This is a genomic window from Pectobacterium odoriferum, from assembly GCF_009931295.1.
Lineage (GTDB): Bacteria > Pseudomonadota > Gammaproteobacteria > Enterobacterales > Enterobacteriaceae > Pectobacterium > Pectobacterium odoriferum.
In genome coordinates, this window is sequence record NZ_CP034938.1 from 2583402 (window position 1) to 2601947 (window position 18546).

Below are 18546 nucleotides of genomic sequence, written 5' to 3' on the forward strand. Positions count from 1 at the left end.
TGCACAGAGAATCGCTTATGAACATTGATAAATTCAAACACCAGCACAACGATATCCTCGAAAGCATTGATACCCTGCGCCGGCTGTCTAAGGCGGGCGTGACAGAAAACGCCGCGGATATCGCTCGCGCCATCGTCGCCATGAGTTCAACTATCAAGCTGCACCTTTCCGCAGAAGATCGCGTGCTTTACCCTTCACTTCAGCGCAGCGGTGACGAGCAGTTAACGAAGATGAGCCAGCATTACCAGAATGAAATGCAAACCATTGCCGCCGATTACGATGCGTTTTCCCGTCGCTGGAATACGGCTTCACAACTGGTTGGTCACGACAGGGATTTTCGGGCTGATGCCAATAACGTATTGCGTAAGGTCTATGAGCGTATGCAGCGGGAGAATCATGATTTTTATCCCCGCATTGAAACGGCCTGAGTGGATTAAGCACAATTGACTAAAGGGCGGAGAATTTCTGGCTGACGACGCTCCGCCCTGTTGATTACCGCCTTCATGCTGTCTTGCTACGCCATCTCCCTCACATTATCGTGACGTTGTCACAAACATAACACTTTCCTTCCGCCACGGTGCGCATTACCCTGTCGAACCCATAAAACGTAGATTTCTGTTTTGTTATGCAACGATTTGTTCTGATTTTACTGGCTCTGGTTCTACTCGGCCCGCTGGGCATTGACATCTATTTACCGCTTATTCCCGCCATCGCCGTGGCGCTGAACAGCCCAGAATCGCTGATTCAGTCCACCGTCGCACTGTTTATTCTGATCATGGGATTAGGCCAACTTCTGGCGGGGCCGCTGGTCGATAAGTACGGTCGACGTCCAATGGCGCTGGCTGGTGTGATTATCTATCTCATCGGCGCGGTCATGGCTGCGCTGGCGACCAGCGCCACGCTGTTCATCCTCTCACGCCTTTTTCAGGGGCTGGCCGTCTGTTGTACCGCCGTCGCCATTTTCAGCAGCGTGCGTGACAAACTGAACGGTGACGATGCCGCCAGAACCTATGGCTTTCTTAACGGCACATTGAACATTGTGCCAGCGCTGGCGCCGCTATTCGGTGGGCTTTTGGCCGAAGCCTTAGGCTGGCGTGCCCCCTTCTGGTTCCTCGCGGGCTACAGCATTTTGGTACTGGCAGTCGTCATCCGCTTTCTTCCTGAAACGCGACCAGATTCAACGTTGCCCGTACACGGCTTGCCGCTGCGCCAATACGTACGTCTGTTATCCGATCGCCACTTTCTGGGATTCGCCTCAGTCAACGCGGGCGCGATGGGGATGGCGTTAACCTATGTCACCTTCTCTCCTGTGGTGTTGATGAATGAGGCCCAGCTCACGCCGCTTGAGTTTTCGATTGCCTTTGGCGTAAACGGTTTTTGGATCATGCTGGTCAGCTTCTTTGCGAATCGCATTATCCGCAAAGTCGGCCGACCGCGCTGTCTGGCTATTGGTAGCCTGCTGATGGGTACGGGTTTTCTTTCGCTGCTTAGCGGCGTCGTTCTCTTACCCGAAGCGATGCAAAACACCTGGCCAACCTACATGCTGCCCGTCGCGCTGGCCTGTGCAGGTCTGGCATTTTTGATCGGGCCGTCCACCAGCTATGCGCTGGAGCCTTATTCCAATGAGGCGGGAATTGCATCAGCGATGGTAGGATTTGTGCAGATGGCGGGCGGTGCAGCGCTGGGACTGATTGCTATGGCGCTCCCGCTGCCGTCAAAAATATCCCTGGCGCTGGTGATGCTCTGTGCCGCCTTGCTGGCGATACGCGCCCGTCTGCTCACGCGGCACCACAAGGGCAGCATTACGCCACTGCCCCGCACGTAGTTTAAAACTAACGAACATACCTTCCCACGGACAAATCATCGGACTCAATCTCCGGTGATTTGTCCGACAGAATATCCGCTAGCAATTTCCCCGATCCACAGGCCATCGTCCAGCCTAACGTGCCATGACCCGTATTCAGGTACAGATTTTTCAGCGGTGAGCGCCCTACCAGCGGCGTGCCGTCCGGCGTCATCGGGCGCAGCCCCGTCCAGAATGTTGCTTGCTCAATCGGGCCGCAATAAGGATAGAGATCGCGCACCACCATTTCCAGCGTTTCACGGCGCTTGGGATTCAGCTCAGTGTTGAAGCCCACGACTTCTGCCATTCCACCAACGCGGATGCGACGATCAAAGCGGGTAATCGCTATTTTATAGGTTTCATCCAGTACGGTAGAAACCGGTGCCGAGGCGTCATCTGCTAGCGGGATCGTCAGCGAATAGCCTTTCAGCGGATAAACCGGAATATCAAACCACTGACGCAGTAATCCAGTGGAATAGGAGCCGCAGGCCATCACATAGGCATCTGCCACGATGATTTCGTCGTCGCACTGCACGCCCGTGACGCTCTGCCCTTCAACCCGCAACTGACGAGCGTTACGCCCCAGTTTAAAGGTGACGCCAGCCTCGGCGGACATCGCCGCCAGTTGGCGAGTGAACAGCTGGCAATCGCCCGTCTCATCATGCGGTAAACGCAGCCCACCAGTCAGTTTTCCCGCCACGTTCGCCAGCGCGGGTTCAACCGAGGCAAGCTCATGGCGAGTCAACAGTTGATACGGTACGCCAGCCTCTTCCAGCACGGCGATATCCCGTGTCGCATTGTCATATTGCTGTTCAGTGCGAAACAGTTGCAGCGTTCCACCTTGCCGCCCCTCGTACTGGATACCGATATCCTGCCGCAGCGCTTGCAAACAGTCGCGGCTGTATTCCGCCAGACGCACCATCCGCGCTTTATTGGTTTTATAGTGGCGCGCATCGCAGTTGATCAACATTTGCCACATCCAGCAAAGCTGCGCGGCCGTAAAGTCTGGCCGGATGGCCAGCGGTGCATGGCGCTGAAACATCCACTTTATCGCTTTCAGCGGTATGCCCGGCGCAGCCCAAGGCGCGGCATAGCCAGGGGAAATTTGTCCGGCATTCCCGGCGCTGGTTTCCAACGCGGGCTCCGGTTGCCTATCGATAACGGTAACATCATGCCCTGCCTGCGCAAGATACCAAGCAGTACTTACGCCAACGACGCCACTTCCCAGAATCACAACCCGCATGCTACCGCTCTCCCTTTCTCTCCGTTAAAAACCGTCTAATCTACTGGAAAAATGCTTATTTAATGGAATAAAACACTAGTTAAAAGATAAAACTGAAGACTACTCTAGCATTTGGGAAGGAATTGTCACCCGCCTCGACGATAACATTTATCTATCCCCGTCATACTTCAAGTTGCATGTGCGTTGGCTGCGTTCACTCACCCGAATCACTTACTCAAGTAAGTTCATCGGGATTCCTTCTCTTGCCGCCTTCCTGAAACTCGAATTATTTAGGGTATATTGTTCTCTTATCTATTCATCACTGATGATCGTAACGAAATAACTGTGAAATCATTCACAAAATGCGTATTCACTCTTTAGCTGAAAAGATAAAGAAGAATAAAAAAGATGAAAATGTTAAATGCCTAATGAATTAACAAGTTAGTTAATTTGCTTATTTTAAAATCGTGACAATCATCACAATAATTGAATTAACGACATCACTGTCAAGACATTCAGCCCCGTAATTAAATACAAATTTGCGACATTCATCAAAAAAACGCCTTATCAGTTTAATAACATTGTGTTCACACGGTGGTTATTCATATTTCCAGAGGGCGACGATGAAAATTGGATTAGTCATTAGCGGCGGCGACGTTAGCGGAATAAATAACTTCATCTTTCAGGTGAATAGAATGACTGCCTCCGACATCGTCATTTTCGATGGTGGAATTAATGGCCTTATCGATAACTGCTGTAAAGTGCTCACTCGCCGTGATTTGGTGGATTATTCCCTCTCAGCAATGCCCCTGATTACTTCAGGGAGAAAAACCGGAAAATGTAGAAAAACAGACTATGAGCACATCGTCAAAAACATTCAAAAACAAAAACTCGATGCGCTCATTATGGCGGGAGGAGATGGCTCATTCCAATTTCTAAAAAAACTCAGTCACTATGGTATTCATTGCTATGGCGTAGGAATGACAATTGATAATGATATTTCAGGGAACCGCTATACGATCGGTTTTTCTACCGCCTGCGAGCAGGTAATGAGTGAAGTAGAGAAATTGCGAAATACAGGCCGTGGACTACAAGGGCGGGTATTCATGATTGAATTACTCGGCGGTTATTGTGGCGAATTGACATTGCAGGCGGCATTAAAGAGCAACGCAGATATCGCACTCATTCCAGAATCACCGTGGGATATTGAACAATTATCACAATGTATTCGGGATAAAATCGCGGAACAAAACAGCGTAATCATTTTATGCTCTGAAGGTTATACCCATGAATATACTCCTGGCTTTCAGGGCGCTATCGACACCATTATCAAGAAACTAGAGCATAAGATTGGCATCCGTATCCGAAAAACCATTTTGGGATATGGTTTACGAAATGGCGCGCCCACTGGGGAAGAAATTATTCAGGGCATCCTGTTAGCAGAAGAAGTAGTTCGGTGTATTAATACCGGACTAACCAATAAAATCATCATTATCAATAATAACAACAAAGCCATTCCTATCGATCTGGAGGATTCCGAACGACGTTTGATTGATGTCGACAGTCACTATTATAAGCTCGCGAAAGCTCATCACCTGATATGAGGCCATGATTATGTTGAAAGTACTTTGCGTTTGCGGCTGTGGATTAGGTTCCAGTTTCGCTATCGAAATGAGTGCGAAATCCGTACTAAAAAAACTAGGAATTGATGCAGAAATAAATCACACCACGATTTCAGAAGCTTCTGCTTTCAATTATGACGTTATTTTAACCCAGAAAATATTTGCTGACATCCTGAATAGCGATGCCAGTGAAGATGAGAAAAAAAGAATCATCATTCTTAATAAATTGACCGACAAAGATGAAATAGAAGAAAAAATTTTAGCGTATATCCAGGCTCATCAATAGCATGAGGTGAAAAATGAACACCGTTATCAATTTCATTGTGAAAGACTTATTAGGCCAGGCATCCATATTAATCGCGCTGATCGCCATGATCGGGTTGATTTTGCAGAAGAAATCGGTAGGAAAAACTGCCGAGGGGACGTTCAAGACACTGCTGGGTTTCCTCATCATGATGGCAGGGATTAACATCATCGTTGATACCCTGACGTATTTGAACAGCATCTTTACCCAAGGCTTTGGCATGAAAGGCTACATCACCGATGTTGCCGCCATCGCTGGGTTGGCAAACCGCGAGCTCGGATCAGAAGTCGCGTTGACGCTCATGGTGATCTTTGCCGTTAACATCCTTATCGCGCGAATCACCCCCTTTAAATATATCTTCCTGACGGGGCAAGCTCTGCTGTGGATGGCAACAATCGGTACCGTGATCGGCTATAAATCGGGCTTGACCGGCGCGACGCTGATCTTAACTGGAGGCATATTTGGCGGCATTATGGCGGTCCTGATGCCAGCGCTGGCACAGCCGATTGTCCGTAAAATCACGAATTCCGATGATGTTGCGCTGGGACATTTTTGTACCATCGGGTATTTGGTGCAGGCTGCCGTCGCTCGGGTCGTCGGTAAAAACTCCAAATCTACGGAAGACTTAACGCTGCCTGATAACTTCAAATTCTTGCAGGATACCTATCTGTCGATGGCCGTCGTCATGGTGCCGATGTATCTCATCCCCGCCGTGGCGGCAGGACCGGCCTACATCGCCCAGTACGCCAACGGCGTGAACTATCTGATGTATTCCTTCATGCAATCCATGCAGTTTGTCGCAGGCGTTTTCGTTCTCTACAGCGGTGTACGTCTGCTGCTTAATGAGCTGGTTCCCGCCTTTCGAGGTATCGCCATGCGTCTGGTACCTAACGCCAAACCCGCGTTGGATTGCCCGGTGCTCTTCCCTTATGCGCCGAACGCCGTGATTGTCGGGTTCCTCGCGACCACCGTCGGTTCCATTCTGGGGATGCTGATCTTCCCGATGTTTGGGCTGGCAATGATTTTGCCGGGTTTATTGACCAACTTCTTTGCGGGCGGAACAGCCGGTATTTTCGGTAACGCGTTGGGGGGACGACGTGGTGCCGTCATCGGCGGTGTCGTTCATGGCCTTTTCATTACGCTATTGCCCGCCATTCTGGTGCCATTGCTGGAAATTTTCGGCTTTACCGGCGTCACCTTCAGTGATTCCGATGTCATCAGCACTGGCCTGATATTAGGACACGCTTTCCAGCAAGACTGGTTATTTGTCGCCGCCTTTGTCGCGTTTGTTGCATTCATTGCTTTTATTGCGAACCGTAAACTCTCGCAATAGCGTACTGGCCTGTCGTCATGATGCAAATAGCTTAAGGAGTCACTATGTTTTCTCTACTCAAACGCTTTTTATCCCCTAGCCCCTCATCCGACCATCGCGATAATACGGATGACAAGCGCGTCAGAGAAATTGAGGAAGAATTAGCGGAGCTTGAATCTCGTTTAGCACAAGAACCGGGTCATAGTGAAACGCAAAAAATGCTAATGATTAAATACAATCAGGCCATTCAACTATTTTCTTCGCATCCTGACTATCGGGAGCGCGTTGATCGTATTTTTATTCAGATAGATGAACTCAGAAACACCATTCGGAAAAATATATGAGGTTTTATGAGCATAAAAAATTTCCTTTTGCAGCACAATTGCATTCAACTCGGCGTGATATGTAAGACATGGGAAGACGCTATTTATTGTGCCGCACAACCATTAATCAGCGCGGGGTGTATTACGAAGGCGTATCCCATCGCGGTGATAGAAAACACGAAGGAATACGGCCCTTATTATGTATTTGATGAAGGCATCGCTATTCCCCATGCGCGCCCTGAATGTGGCGTTCGGGAGAATTGTTTTAGTTTGCTGACGTTACAGACGCCGCTCTCTATTCATGGAAGTGAACCGGTGGATATTTTAATTATGTTTGGTGGGGTTAACAGTGATGCGCATATTACGGAAGGTATCGCCTCAATCATCAATTTATTAGAAAAGGACGACATGCTCTCTCGTATTCGATGTGCCACTACGTCAGATGATATTGTCGGGGTATTATGAAAAAACTTATTTTAGTAAATGGCATCCCTGCATCAGGGAAAAGCACGGTAGCACGTATCATTGCGGATGAATTGAATCTCCCACGGTTAAGCCTCGATGAAATAAAAGAGCCGTTCATGATGCAGTTCTGCGACACGATTGACAGAACGCTAAACAGAAAACTGGGGGTCGCCGCCTATCAGGTCATGTTTAATATCGTTAGACAGGCTCCTGATAATAGTATTCTGATTCTTGATGCCTGGTTCGGTTTTCGCGAAAAATCGCTATTACAGGACTATCTGATTGCGTGTGATATCCAGCATACGCTTGAGATATGGAATGCTATTTCACCTGACCGGGTAGCTGAACGATATCAGACCAGAATGAATGACAGGATAAAAGGCCATCCCGGCAGTGAGTATCTGCCGGAATTAATTTCACTCGCGCATCAGGCACTGCCGATGGGTATGGGAAAATGTTACACGGTTGATCAGGATAAGGAAATTAATTATCAGGAATTAATTCAATGGATAAAAACACACCTGGATTAATCGCTTATTTACATTAATTTTATGAGGGTAATTATCATGAACACCATGACAACTGCTGAGCACCGGGGATACCAATTAATTTGTAACGCGACGGGGGCAATGATGGTTATTGCCTGCGATCAACGTGGCGGCATGCGAACATTATTAGCACCGACATCAGAAGCACAGGCCGCGATTACCAATGAGACATTAGGAAAAACAAAATATGACATCACTCGCTATCTGGCAGCAGAGGCAGGCTGTGTCCTGGTTGATCCGATCTGCGCCATACCGGGTCTTATAGACGAAAAGATTTTGCCCCGCGATACCGGCCTGCTCATCGGGCTCGATGCGTCAGGGTGGGAAACAACGCCAGAAGGCTACCGGATCTCCACGATGGTTGACGGCATAACGGCACGTAAAGTCCGCGAATGGGGTGCCACCGGCGGAAAAATCATGATCTACCTTCGCCCAGATATACCCGACGCCAATACCCGTAACCTTGCCACACTCCGTACCGTGATTCAGGACTTTGCGCAGGAAGATTTACTGCTCGTCGTTGAGTTTCTGACCTACCCTCTGGAAAATGAATCTCGTGAAGCCTATATCCGCCTCTTGCCCGAACTTATTCCGGCAGGCTGTCAGGCCTGTATCGATCAAGGCGCGAAAGTCTTAAAGATTCCTTATCCTGGGTCTGATGAAGCCTGTGCGCGCGTAACCACACTCTGCGGTAACATTCCCTGGGCCGTTCTGTCTGCGGGTGTCGATCACGCCACCTTTCTCCCTCAGGTAGAAAGTGCGTTGAAAAATGGCGCTTCTGGCGTGATTGCCGGTCGTTCACTGTGGAAGGATTGCATCTCGCTCGATCGCAACGTTTCTAAAGAGAAGCTGTCTACGATTGCCGTTTCCCGCCTCAACGATATTCAGGCGCTGTTAAAACGGTATCAACATCGCTAGCCCAAACGGTCTTTCGCGCTCTCTTCGGGGAGCGCATTTCCCTATCAATAGACAGCGTAATACCCAGTTTCTTTTTATCACCTCAGCGACCTTTTTCCATCAAACACGCTCAATTCGTCAATTGCCGCGTTGCCAAAGCTCAGCTATAACTAAATGAACAACGATGATTTTTTCACAGGAGCCAGCGGGAAGGCAGTAAACGAGATCTCACGTACAGACTTGTTATGTTAGGGGGCGCGCTGATGGCTATATCGACGGATAATCAGGTAAAAAAAACACTTCGCCTGAGTGATGGACCGGACTGGACGTTTGAGTTATTGCAGGTTTACCTTGATGAGATTGATCGAGTGGCCAAGTTGTATCGTCTGGCGACCTATCCTCATCAGATTGAAGTCATCACTTCAGAACAAATGATGGACGCTTATTCCAGTATAGGCATGCCGATCAACTATGCCCACTGGTCGTTCGGAAAGAAATTTATCGAAACCGAACAGCGTTACAAACACGGGCAGCAGGGGCTTGCATACGAAATCGTCATTAACTCCGATCCCTGTATCGCGTATTTGATGGAAGAAAACACGCTGCCGATGCAGGCGCTGGTGATGGCGCATGCCTGCTACGGGCATAACTCATTCTTCAAAGGCAACTACCTGTTCCGCAGTTGGACCGATGCCAGCTCCATCGTCGATTACCTGCTGTTTGCCCGGCAGTATATCGCGCAATGCGAAGAGCGTTATGGTGTGGACGAGGTGGAACGCCTGTTAGATTCCTGCCATGCACTCATGAATTACGGCGTTGACCGCTACAAACGCCCGCAGAAGATTTCACTCGAAGAGGAAAAGTCTCGCCAGAAAAGCCGTGAGGCCTACCTGCAAAGCCAGGTTAACGATCTCTGGAAGACATTACCGCGTCGTGAACAGGGTGCCGCACCAGAACAAGCCAGACGTTTTCCGCAAGAGCCACAGGAAAACCTGCTCTATTTTATGGAGAAAAACGCGCCGCTGCTTGAGCCCTGGCAGCGTGAGGTTCTGCGTATCGTGCGGAAAGTCAGTCAGTATTTCTATCCGCAGAAGCAGACTCAGGTGATGAATGAAGGCTGGGCCACGTTCTGGCACTACACCATTCTGAACCATCTCTATGATGAAGGCAGGGTCACTGAGCGCTTCATGCTGGAGTTCCTGCACAGCCATACCAATGTGATCTATCAGCCGCCGTACAATAGCCCTTACTACAACGGGATTAACCCGTATGCGCTGGGCTTCGCGATGTTTCAGGACATCAAGCGTATTTGTCAGTCACCGACCGACGAAGACCGCTACTGGTTCCCCGATATCGCGGGTAAAGACTGGCTCGATACGCTGCATTTTGCGATGCAGAACTTCAAGGATGAGAGTTTCATCAGCCAGTTCCTGTCGCCGAAGCTGATGCGTGATTTCCGGCTATTTACGGTGCTGGACGACGACCGCAATAACTATCTGGAAATTGCCGCGATTCACGACGAAGAAGGCTATCGGTTGATCCGGCAGGAGCTCTCCGCGCAGTACAACCTGAGCCATCTGGAACCGAACATTCAGGTCTGGAATGTGGATTTGCGCGGTAATCGGGCACTGACGCTGCGCTATGTTCCGCATAATCGCGCACCGCTGGATAAAAGTAGCCAGGAAGTGTTGAAGCACGTTCACCGCCTGTGGGGATTTGACGTCTATCTGGAACAGGCTAACACGGATGGCAGCATCGAGTTGATTGAACGCTGCCCGCCGCGTAACGGGACGGCATCCACATAACGGAACTCGGTTCGCAGGTCAGCGACACGACCAAAGACAAAGGGGATTCAGGCAACAACCTGAATCCCCTTTTCACAATGAAACTGCGGTATGAGCCTTAGCGGCGTACTTCTGCGATATCCCGCGGGATAGCACTCTGCATACTGTGCCAGATCGCGCCGCTTTCTTTACCGTAATGTCTGACGACATCCATCACCTGATCGTAGAGCTCTTCGCTACGCAACGCGTCCAACCGACCGTAAAAATTCACCGCCAGCTTGCGGGCTTCCGGATTGGAAAAATAGTAGCGCCCTACACGGATATATAGCCCTTTCAGACCGTTCAGGATCAGACCATAAATCGGATTGCCAGAGGCAAAAGCCAAACCACGGAACACGTTATAGTCAAGCTGCGCAAAGGCTTCTGCGCTATCATCTACCGCGTTTGTCTGAGTTAATACCTCACGCACCTTTTCTGGGTTATGGCGTAACGCCGTCCGAATAAAGATGGCGGCGATGTTGGTTCGCACTGCCAGCAGGTTATCGATCAATTGCGGCACGCTATCGTGATCGAGCCGAGCCAGCGTTTCCAGAATATTGAGCCCAGACGTTTCCCAAAAATTGTTAATCTTTGTTGGCTTCCCGTGCTGTATCGTCAGCCAACCATCGCGAGCCAGGCGCTGAAGCACCTCACGCAGGGTAGTACGGGTCACGCCGATCAGTTCGGAAAGCTCTCTTTCCGCGGGCAAAATAGAGCCAGGAGGAAAGCGGTTATTCCATATACTTTCGATAATGTATTCTTCCGCGAATCCAGCCGGACTTTGCGCCTTTATAACCATGTGTTTGATAATCCGTAGCGGTGATTGCCGAAAAAAGCTAAGTCATAATACCAGACGAAAGAATCATGATATAGCGCCGCACTCGGGCACCGAGCAATTTCAATGAAAAATTGTGACTGCAAACCGCCCTCTTGTGGCGTAGAACGGTAGACTTCTGCCCGTTTGTAAAGTTTTTACGATATGATAAAAACCATCAAACTATTCTAACGAATAAGGATTCCTCTTCCATTATGAGCGGCATGCCCCTCCACCGTGCGCTATTAAAAAATTTCCTCGGATACGCGCCAGACTGGTACAAATTGACTATTTTTTGCTTCTTGCTGATTAATCCGCTGCTGTTCTATTTTGTCAGCCCGTTTTGGGCCGGTTGGTTACTCGTCGTGGAGTTTATTTTTACGCTAGGTATGGCGCTGAAATGTTACCCATTACAGCCTGGCGGCCTGCTGGCACTACAGGCCATCCTCATCGGTATGACTAGCCCGCAGCAGGTGTGGCATGAAGTCACGGGGAATATTGAAGTCCTCATGCTGCTGGTGTTCATGGTGGCAGGCATCTACTTCATGAAGCAGTTGCTGCTCTTTGTGTTTACCAAACTGCTGTTGCGCATTCATTCCAAGACGCTGCTTTCACTTGCTTTCTGTATCGCAGCCGCCTTTCTTTCCGCATTCCTTGATGCGCTGACCGTGATTGCCGTTGTTATCAGCGTTGCTATCGGGTTTTATGGCATTTACCACCGCTTCGCCTCTCAACAGGGTGAAGACGAAGCCGATATCAGCGATGACAGCGCGTTAAGCAGCGAGGAGCATCATCGTACGCTTGAGCAGTTCCGGGCATTCTTACGCAGCCTGCTGATGCACGCAGGCGTCGGTACGGCACTGGGCGGCGTAATGACGATGGTTGGCGAACCTCAGAACCTGATTATCGCGAAAAGCGCAGGCTGGGATTTCGTCAGTTTCTTCCTGCACATGTCACCCGTGACCGTCCCGGTATTTATTTGCGGTATCCTGACCTGCGTGCTGGTCGAGCGTTTTAAACTCTTCGGCTACGGCGTCAATCTGCCAGACAACGTGCGTCGCGTGCTTGAGGATTACGATCGGGACATGACAGAAAAGCGCACACAGCAGGATAAAGCGCGTTTAATCATACAGGCGGTGATTGGCGTCTGGCTCATCGTCGCACTGGCGTTTCATCTGGCTGAGGTCGGGTTGATTGGCCTTTCCGTAATTATTATGGTTACGACGTTCTGCGGCGTGACGGAAGAACATGCCATTGGTAAAGCGTTTCAGGATGCCATGCCGTTTACCGCGCTGCTGACGGTCTTCTTTGCTATCGTCGCCGTTATTATCGACCAGCAGCTATTCTCACCGATTATCCATTACGTTTTACAATCTTCTGAAAGTGCGCAGCTGACGCAGTTTTATCTGTTCAACGGCCTGCTATCATCAATATCAGATAACGTCTTCGTTGGCTCGGTTTATATTAACGAAGCGCGCAACGCCTTTGAAAACGGTCATATCTCACTACCCCAGTTCGAACTGCTCGCTGTCGCGATCAATACCGGCACCAACCTCCCTTCCGTCGCCACGCCGAATGGGCAAGCCGCGTTTCTGTTCTTGCTGACGTCCTCTCTGGCACCGCTTATCCGTCTGTCTTACGGACGCATGGTGGTGATGGCACTGCCTTACACCATTGTCATGACGCTGGTCGGGCTACTTTGCGTTGAGTTCACGCTGGTGCCGTTCACCGATTTTTTGATGAATAAACAATGGATTTCTTTGCCAGATTTGATCATATCGGGCAGTCACTCATAATCACGATCGTGTATAGTAATCGCGGCTGCGATAATTTCGGTATTGATGACGTTATCAATGCGATTTTCGCCGCCGCAGAATGACAGAAACACATCAAATAAACATATCGTTACGTTTTGCACAGTGAAATGATGGCAGTGAAGCCAGAACGGTTTACACTGCTGCTTTAATCATGTTTAGCATGGAATATTTTTATGTTGCGATTTCTTAATAGTTGCTCACGCGGGCGTGGTGCGTGGCTGCTGCTGGCGTTTACTGCTTTAGCGTTGGAATTGGTCGCGCTCTATTTTCAGCACGTTATGTTATTAAACCCGTGCGTGCTGTGTATCTATCAGCGTTGTGCGCTGTGGGGCGTGTTCGCAGCAGGTATTGTTGGTGCCATCGCGCCATCAACTGCATTGCGTTATCCGGCCATCGCGCTATGGATATACAGTTCGTATGAAGGGGTCGGACTGGCATGGAAACACACGGATATGTTGTTAAATCCGTCGCCGTTTAACATTTGTGATTTCTTTGTCAGCTTCCCGTCATGGCTGCCTTTAGACAAATGGCTTCCGGCCATTTTCAATGCAACAGGTGATTGCTCAGTGCATCAGTGGAAATTCCTTTCGATGGACATGCCGCAATGGTTGCTTGGCATCTTTGCCGCTTATCTGTTGATTGCCGTGCTGGTATTGATCGCTCAGCCTTTCCGCCCTAAACGTCGCGACCTCTTCAGCCGCTAATTATTACCCGAAAAGCCCGACGATATGTCGGGCTTTTCGTAACTGTTTCTACGCTTCACAGGCTTGTGCCAACCATCACGGCTGTGGTCTGTAGATATCGCGATAATGGCCTAATCGTTCGTTAAAAAAAGGCCTTTTTTCCTGCGGAATTCTTCGTGATATTTCATCTGCATCGATCTTTTTTGACTGACTTTCCATAAAAGCAATGGTGGAGGCAGCAAAGTCGGTGTACTGCTCGCTGTACTCAAGAATAATTTTCTCAAAGTTAATCACATGCTCTCCCTCCTGCTGGTTACGTGGCTCTAAAATTATACAACACGTCGCGATTTGTGCCGGAGACGGCAGCATGATTCGCACAATGAACAAGAAAAATGTGAAATGGAAGGCAAAAAACAGATGGGCGCTTGGATTCTGACATTCGTCTCTGGCGTTCTCTACCTCAACGATATTTAAACCACCAGCCCTTTTTTGAGCGTTTTTTCTTCATTAACCTGCCCCTTATGACTATAGTACCTACCGCAGGTCAACGATGACTTTCCACCCTATGAGGTATTTTTATCGCAATTGATTTATTCAGGAGAAACAACTATGTTAGGCAATATCAATCTCTTCATCGCCGTATTGGGCGGCATTCTTTTTCTCAGCTTCCTGGCGGCGTACCTAAGCCCCAAATGGGATGACTAATGAACACTGACGCTCCCCCCGATAAAAAGCCCCTCTTCTGAGTGATTCAGACTGAGGGGCTTCTTGTTTTAACCAGTAAACAGTTTTAACCAGTAAACAGTTTTAACCAGTAAACAGTTTTAACCAAGCAACCGCCCACACCGTACAGAAACTAGCGCGCCCATTCGGGTTTGTTCAGTATATGATCCTGCCAATCCACCACTTCACTCTCACGTACAGCAATATGGCGCACGGAGATACGCTCCCGGTGCATCGCCGTCTTAGTGCCGCTGACCAGCGGATGCCACAGTGGTAAATCTTCACGTTCATGAATCAGGCGATATGCACAGGTCGCCGGCAGCCAGTTAAACGTCAGCAGGTTTTCGCGCGTCAGTTTGATGCAGTCCGGCTCGTACTCGAAGCGTTTCTCATAGTTACGGCACTGGCAGCTTTTAATATTCAGTTGATTACAGGCGACGTTGGTAAAGTAGATCTCCTCCGTATCCTCATCAATCAGTTTATGCAAACAGCACTGACCGCAGCCATCGCACAGCGACTCCCATTCATCGTCAGACATCTCAGACAACGTTTTTTGCTGCCAAAAAGGGCGTTCAGTCATGTTTCTTCCAGTTAACTTATGTTGCGTTGTGAATGTTGTAGATAAAGATGCGTGATTCTGGCTGGGGCGGCGGGAAAGTTTTGCTGCCCGCCATTCAACGCAGGCAGCCAGGGCATTAGATAATACGTGTGCTCAACGTCCGGTCATTCACCGTAATCGTCAACATATCGCCAGACAGGATCGGACCGACCCCTTTTGGCGTACCCGTCAAAATAATATCGCCCGCGCGCAGCGTAAAGAAACGGCTCATGTAGGCAATCAGCGGCAGAATCGGCGTAATCATATCACGCGTGTTGCCCTGCTGGCGCACTTCATCATTCACTTTTACACCCAGATCGGTTTGCTGCGGATCGCCAAACTCGGCAACCGGAATAAAACCGGAGATCGGGCAGGAACCGTCAAACGCTTTGGCTTTCTCCCACGGCTGCCCCGCCTTTTTAAAGTCGGACTGCAAATCACGCAGCGTCAGATCCAGCGCCACACCATAGCCCGCAATCGCCCGAGCGACGCGCTCTTCATTCGCCTGCTTGAGCGGCGTACCGATCAGCACAGCCAGTTCAACTTCATGGTGAACCGAACCCAGATTTTTGGGAATGGCAACGGGTTGGCGTAAGTCGCACAGTGCGGTTTCAGGCTTAATGAATAAAACGGGTTCGCTCGGGGTCGCATTTCCCATTTCTTTGATGTGTTCTGAGTAGTTACTTCCTACGCAAACAACCTTATTTACTGGGAAATCAAGCAGCGCGCCCTGCCAGTCTCTGTGTTGATACATGGGTATTCTCCTGCCCTGTCTGTTGGATTATCGCTGCCTTCATGGCGCACAACTCGCCCAAAAGGAAAACAGCTATACCCGTCATACTTCAAGCTGCATGTGTGTTGGCTACGCTACTCGCTCCACTTGCGTGGACCTCGGCCCCGCTGGGGCCGCTGCAAGCAGCGTTCAAATCTGCCTCTGGCAGATTTGTCAGTCACCCGAATCACTTACTTGAGTAAGCTCACCGAGACTCCCTCTCTTGCCGCCTTCCTGCAACCCGAATTATTTAGGGTGTATTAAGAACACAATGGTGCAAAACCATCGTTATATCATCGCAACGGGGGTTACCCCAACAGATTTCAGGCGAACAAGACTGGGGCCCCCATGATGGGGAAACGAAGTCCTATCCCATCAAAAATGGAAAAAATTAAATTGTGGCGGGGTAAAACTCAAAAAGTGAATATTTATCGCGCGGAATATCATGCGAACGGCTGAGATATTCCACGCCAAATTATGTTTGCGGCTTTATCTGAAAGTACGCCTTGGTATTATTTTTTTACACTTATACAGGCGTGTTTAATAAGCTTTCGACCGGAGGAGGAACTTGCAGATAAAAGCCCTGTTCCTGTAGCGCAAGTTTCACTTTTTCTATATCGGCATTCGCCAGTTTTTTACGCCCATCCAGCGGTAAGATCATGGCTAACTGCGGTGTGCCGAAACTTTTCATTAATTCTTCCGGCACGCGTGAGAAATCGTCTTTTTTTTCAACGTAAAGATAGGTCTGATCGCGTTTCGTACTTCGATAGATCACACAAAACATTTTTTTTACTCTATTTGATGGGAATGCCATCTTGCCTGTATATAATTGTGACTATAACATGCTTACAGCGCTCTGGAATATCATGCCTTAAATGTTACTCTAGGGATTAAAAGATGCTGAAACTGAGTCAGGATAGATGTCACAAACGCCAATAGAGCTAAAAGGCAGCAGCTTTACCTTATCGGTTGTTCATTTGCATGATTCCCAACCCGAGGTAATTTACCAGGCACTACAGGAAAAAATAGAGCAAGCGCCTGCTTTCCTGAAAAATGCCCCCGTTGTGATTAATGTTGCTGCATTAACAGCGGAAACCGACTGGATAAAATTACAGCAGGCCATTTCGTCAACCGGCCTGCATGTCGTTGGCGTCAGCGGATGCACTGACGATGTATTAAAGAAAATCATTGCGCAGGCGGGGCTTCCCCTTCTGAGCGAAGGTAAGGCACAACGCCGGGTCGTCGAGCCCGTCGCCGCCGTTCCTGCTGCGGTGAAAACGAAAGTCATCAACACCCCCGTTCGTTCCGGCCAACAGATTTACGCCCGGAACTGTGACTTAATCGTCACAAGCAGCGTGAGCGCGGGTGCTGAGGTGATTGCCGATGGCAATATTCATATTTACGGCATGATGCGCGGCCGAGCCCTCGCAGGCGTTTCTGGCGATGTTCAGAGCCAGATATTCTGTACGCATCTGGCCGCAGAACTGGTTTCGATTGCTGGCCGTTACTGGCTGAGCGATCAGATTCCTGAAGCGTATTTTGGGCAGCCAGCACGGATCAATCTGCACCAGCTGGACAATGTTTTAACGATAAAACCTCTAGACTAGAATCTCCCAAGGAAACATTTATGGCACGCATCATTGTTGTTACATCGGGTAAAGGGGGCGTTGGCAAGACCACATCAAGCGCGGCCATTGCTACCGGTTTAGCCCAGAAAGGAAAAAAGACGGTTGTCATCGATTTTGACATTGGTCTGCGTAACCTCGATCTGATCATGGGATGTGAGCGTCGCGTGGTGTATGACTTCGTCAACGTTATTCAGGGTGATGCCACGCTGAATCAAGCGCTGATCAAAGATAAGAGAACGGATAATCTCTACATTCTGCCAGCATCACAAACGCGTGATAAAGATGCGCTAACGCATGAAGGCGTAGAGAAAGTGCTCAACGATCTGGGTGACATGGAATTCGATTTTATCGTGTGTGATTCACCCGCTGGGATTGAAACCGGTGCATTGATGGCGCTCTATTTCGCTGACGAAGCGATTATCACCACCAACCCGGAAGTCTCTTCCGTTCGCGACTCTGACCGTATTCTAGGCATTCTGTCTTCGAAATCACGTCGTGCAGAGCGTTCTGAAGATCCGATCAAAGAGCATCTGCTGTTGACGCGCTACAACCCAGGCCGGGTGAGCCGTGGCGACATGTTGAGTATGGAAGACGTTCTTGAGATCCTGCGGATTCCGCTGGTTGGCGTGATCCCGGAAGACCAATCCGTGCTCCGCGCCTCTAATCAGGGCGAACCCGTCATTCTGGATGCGGAAGCCGATGCAGGTAAAGCCTACGCGGACACCGTTGAACGTCTGCTTGGTGAAGAGCGTCCTTTCCGTTTTGTTGAAGAAGAGAAGAAGGGTTTTCTTAAACGACTTTTTGGGGGATAAATTATGGCTTTACTGGACTTCTTTCTGTCCCGCAAAAAAACGACAGCCAATATTGCTAAGGAACGGCTGCAAATTATTGTCGCGGAGCGACGCCGGGGAGATAGCGAGCCCCATTATCTGCCGCAATTAAAGCGAGACATTCTTGAGGTTATCTGTAGATATGTACAGATTGATCCTGAGATGGTGACGGTTCAGCTTGAGCAAAAAGGAGATGATATTTCCGTGCTTGAGTTGAACGTTACCTTACCGGAAGCGGAAGAAACGCCTAAATGATTTTTCTGCTGTAGTATCCCCTGCTTTTACGTAGGGGATATCTATTCCCGTCATACATCAAATTAAG

Annotated in this window: 22 protein-coding genes; 16 read left to right on the forward strand and 6 right to left on the reverse strand. The window is 49.3% G+C overall.

Features of this window, described 5'->3' with window-relative positions:
• The first annotated feature begins 17 nt into the window (after positions 1 to 17).
• Both EO763_RS11440 and EO763_RS11445 read left to right on the forward strand, forming a co-directional pair.
• The gene (locus EO763_RS11440; RefSeq protein ID WP_010295253.1) at positions 18 to 428 is read left to right on the forward strand and encodes a hemerythrin domain-containing protein; all 411 of its coding nucleotides are present in this window, start codon (positions 18 to 20) and stop codon (positions 426 to 428) included.
• A gap of 197 nt (positions 429 to 625) precedes the next feature.
• Positions 626 to 1825 (forward strand): multidrug effflux MFS transporter, encoded by a 1200-nt coding sequence (locus EO763_RS11445; RefSeq protein WP_161529016.1) that lies wholly within the window; start codon positions 626 to 628, stop codon positions 1823 to 1825.
• A gap of 7 nt (positions 1826 to 1832) precedes the next feature.
• Here the strand turns inward: EO763_RS11445 and EO763_RS11450 are convergent, their stop codons facing one another.
• Positions 1833 to 3086 carry a D-amino acid dehydrogenase gene (locus EO763_RS11450; RefSeq protein ID WP_161529017.1) on the reverse strand — a complete coding sequence of 418 codons (1254 nt, stop codon included), beginning with the start codon at positions 3084 to 3086 and terminating at the stop codon, positions 1833 to 1835.
• Positions 3087 to 3688: 602 nt separating this feature from the next.
• Here EO763_RS11450 and EO763_RS11455 point away from each other — a divergent pair.
• From EO763_RS11455 to EO763_RS11490, 8 genes are all read left to right on the forward strand, one after another.
• A complete protein-coding gene (locus EO763_RS11455) occupies positions 3689 to 4669 on the forward strand; it encodes a 6-phosphofructokinase (RefSeq protein ID WP_161529018.1) in 981 nt (326 codons plus the stop codon).
• A 10-nt stretch (positions 4670 to 4679) separates the two neighbouring features.
• Entirely contained in the window at positions 4680 to 4973 is a 294-nt protein-coding gene (locus tag EO763_RS11460) for a PTS sugar transporter subunit IIB (protein ID WP_010295258.1), read from the forward strand.
• 13 nt (positions 4974 to 4986) lie between these two features.
• Positions 4987 to 6324, forward strand: a complete 1338-nt coding sequence (locus EO763_RS11465) for a PTS sugar transporter subunit IIC (RefSeq protein WP_161529019.1) — start codon at positions 4987 to 4989, stop codon at positions 6322 to 6324.
• 44 nt (positions 6325 to 6368) lie between these two features.
• The gene (locus tag EO763_RS11470) at positions 6369 to 6647 is read left to right on the forward strand and encodes a hypothetical protein (protein WP_161529020.1); all 279 of its coding nucleotides are present in this window, start codon (positions 6369 to 6371) and stop codon (positions 6645 to 6647) included.
• Between the two features lie 6 nt (positions 6648 to 6653).
• The gene (locus EO763_RS11475) at positions 6654 to 7091 is read left to right on the forward strand and encodes a PTS sugar transporter subunit IIA (protein WP_161529021.1); all 438 of its coding nucleotides are present in this window, start codon (positions 6654 to 6656) and stop codon (positions 7089 to 7091) included.
• The gene (locus EO763_RS11480; RefSeq protein WP_161529022.1) at positions 7088 to 7621 is read left to right on the forward strand and encodes a P-loop nucleotide/nucleoside kinase family protein; all 534 of its coding nucleotides are present in this window, start codon (positions 7088 to 7090) and stop codon (positions 7619 to 7621) included. Before EO763_RS11475 ends, EO763_RS11480 begins: the two co-directional genes overlap by 4 nt.
• A 36-nt stretch (positions 7622 to 7657) precedes the next feature.
• Positions 7658 to 8557: a tagatose-bisphosphate aldolase gene (locus EO763_RS11485; protein WP_161529023.1), complete on the forward strand. Its 900-nt coding sequence runs from the start codon at positions 7658 to 7660 to the stop codon at positions 8555 to 8557.
• Positions 8558 to 8799: 242 nt separating this feature from the next.
• Entirely contained in the window at positions 8800 to 10341 is a 1542-nt protein-coding gene (locus EO763_RS11490) for a SpoVR family protein (protein ID WP_161529024.1), read from the forward strand.
• A 97-nt stretch (positions 10342 to 10438) separates the two neighbouring features.
• On the opposite strand, the gene fadR is transcribed toward EO763_RS11490, so the two are convergent.
• Positions 10439 to 11158 carry a fatty acid metabolism transcriptional regulator FadR gene (gene fadR / locus EO763_RS11495; RefSeq protein WP_103860760.1) on the reverse strand — a complete coding sequence of 240 codons (720 nt, stop codon included), beginning with the start codon at positions 11156 to 11158 and terminating at the stop codon, positions 10439 to 10441.
• Positions 11159 to 11388: 230 nt separating this feature from the next.
• Between fadR and nhaB the strand changes: the two genes are divergently transcribed.
• Together nhaB and dsbB are read left to right on the forward strand one after the other, a co-directional pair.
• Positions 11389 to 12969, forward strand: a complete 1581-nt coding sequence (nhaB, locus tag EO763_RS11500; protein WP_161529025.1) for a sodium/proton antiporter NhaB — start codon at positions 11389 to 11391, stop codon at positions 12967 to 12969.
• A 194-nt stretch (positions 12970 to 13163) separates the two neighbouring features.
• Positions 13164 to 13694, forward strand: coding sequence for a disulfide bond formation protein DsbB (gene dsbB, locus EO763_RS11505; protein ID WP_161529026.1), 531 nt, complete (start codon positions 13164 to 13166; stop codon positions 13692 to 13694).
• A 75-nt stretch (positions 13695 to 13769) separates the two neighbouring features.
• Here dsbB and EO763_RS11510 read toward each other — a convergent pair whose 3' ends face one another.
• A complete protein-coding gene (locus tag EO763_RS11510; RefSeq protein WP_161529027.1) occupies positions 13770 to 13967 on the reverse strand; it encodes a DNA polymerase III subunit theta in 198 nt (65 codons plus the stop codon).
• Between the two features lie 315 nt (positions 13968 to 14282).
• On the opposite strand from EO763_RS11510, the gene mgtS reads away from it, so the two are divergent.
• A complete protein-coding gene (mgtS, locus tag EO763_RS11515; protein WP_039300147.1) occupies positions 14283 to 14378 on the forward strand; it encodes a protein MgtS in 96 nt (31 codons plus the stop codon).
• Positions 14379 to 14529: 151 nt separating this feature from the next.
• On the opposite strand, the gene EO763_RS11520 is transcribed toward mgtS, so the two are convergent.
• The 3 genes from EO763_RS11520 to EO763_RS11530 form a co-directional block, all read right to left on the reverse strand.
• Complete coding sequence (locus EO763_RS11520; protein WP_161529028.1) at positions 14530 to 14976, reverse strand: YcgN family cysteine cluster protein; 447 nt, start codon at positions 14974 to 14976, stop codon at positions 14530 to 14532.
• 115 nt (positions 14977 to 15091) lie between these two features.
• Entirely contained in the window at positions 15092 to 15748 is a 657-nt protein-coding gene (locus tag EO763_RS11525; RefSeq protein ID WP_010295272.1) for a fumarylacetoacetate hydrolase family protein, read from the reverse strand.
• Between the two features lie 544 nt (positions 15749 to 16292).
• Positions 16293 to 16550 carry a YcgL domain-containing protein gene (locus EO763_RS11530; protein ID WP_039489588.1) on the reverse strand — a complete coding sequence of 86 codons (258 nt, stop codon included), beginning with the start codon at positions 16548 to 16550 and terminating at the stop codon, positions 16293 to 16295.
• A gap of 136 nt (positions 16551 to 16686) precedes the next feature.
• On the opposite strand from EO763_RS11530, the gene minC reads away from it, so the two are divergent.
• From minC to minE, 3 genes are read left to right on the forward strand one after another with little or no spacing between them, the layout of a single operon-like run.
• The gene (gene minC / locus EO763_RS11535; RefSeq protein WP_161529029.1) at positions 16687 to 17373 is read left to right on the forward strand and encodes a septum site-determining protein MinC; all 687 of its coding nucleotides are present in this window, start codon (positions 16687 to 16689) and stop codon (positions 17371 to 17373) included.
• 20 nt (positions 17374 to 17393) lie between these two features.
• Positions 17394 to 18206 (forward strand): septum site-determining protein MinD, encoded by an 813-nt coding sequence (gene minD, locus EO763_RS11540; protein ID WP_010299911.1) that lies wholly within the window; start codon positions 17394 to 17396, stop codon positions 18204 to 18206.
• A 3-nt stretch (positions 18207 to 18209) separates the two neighbouring features.
• A complete protein-coding gene (gene minE, locus EO763_RS11545; protein ID WP_005968801.1) occupies positions 18210 to 18479 on the forward strand; it encodes a cell division topological specificity factor MinE in 270 nt (89 codons plus the stop codon).
• The last annotated feature ends 67 nt before the right edge of the window (positions 18480 to 18546 follow it).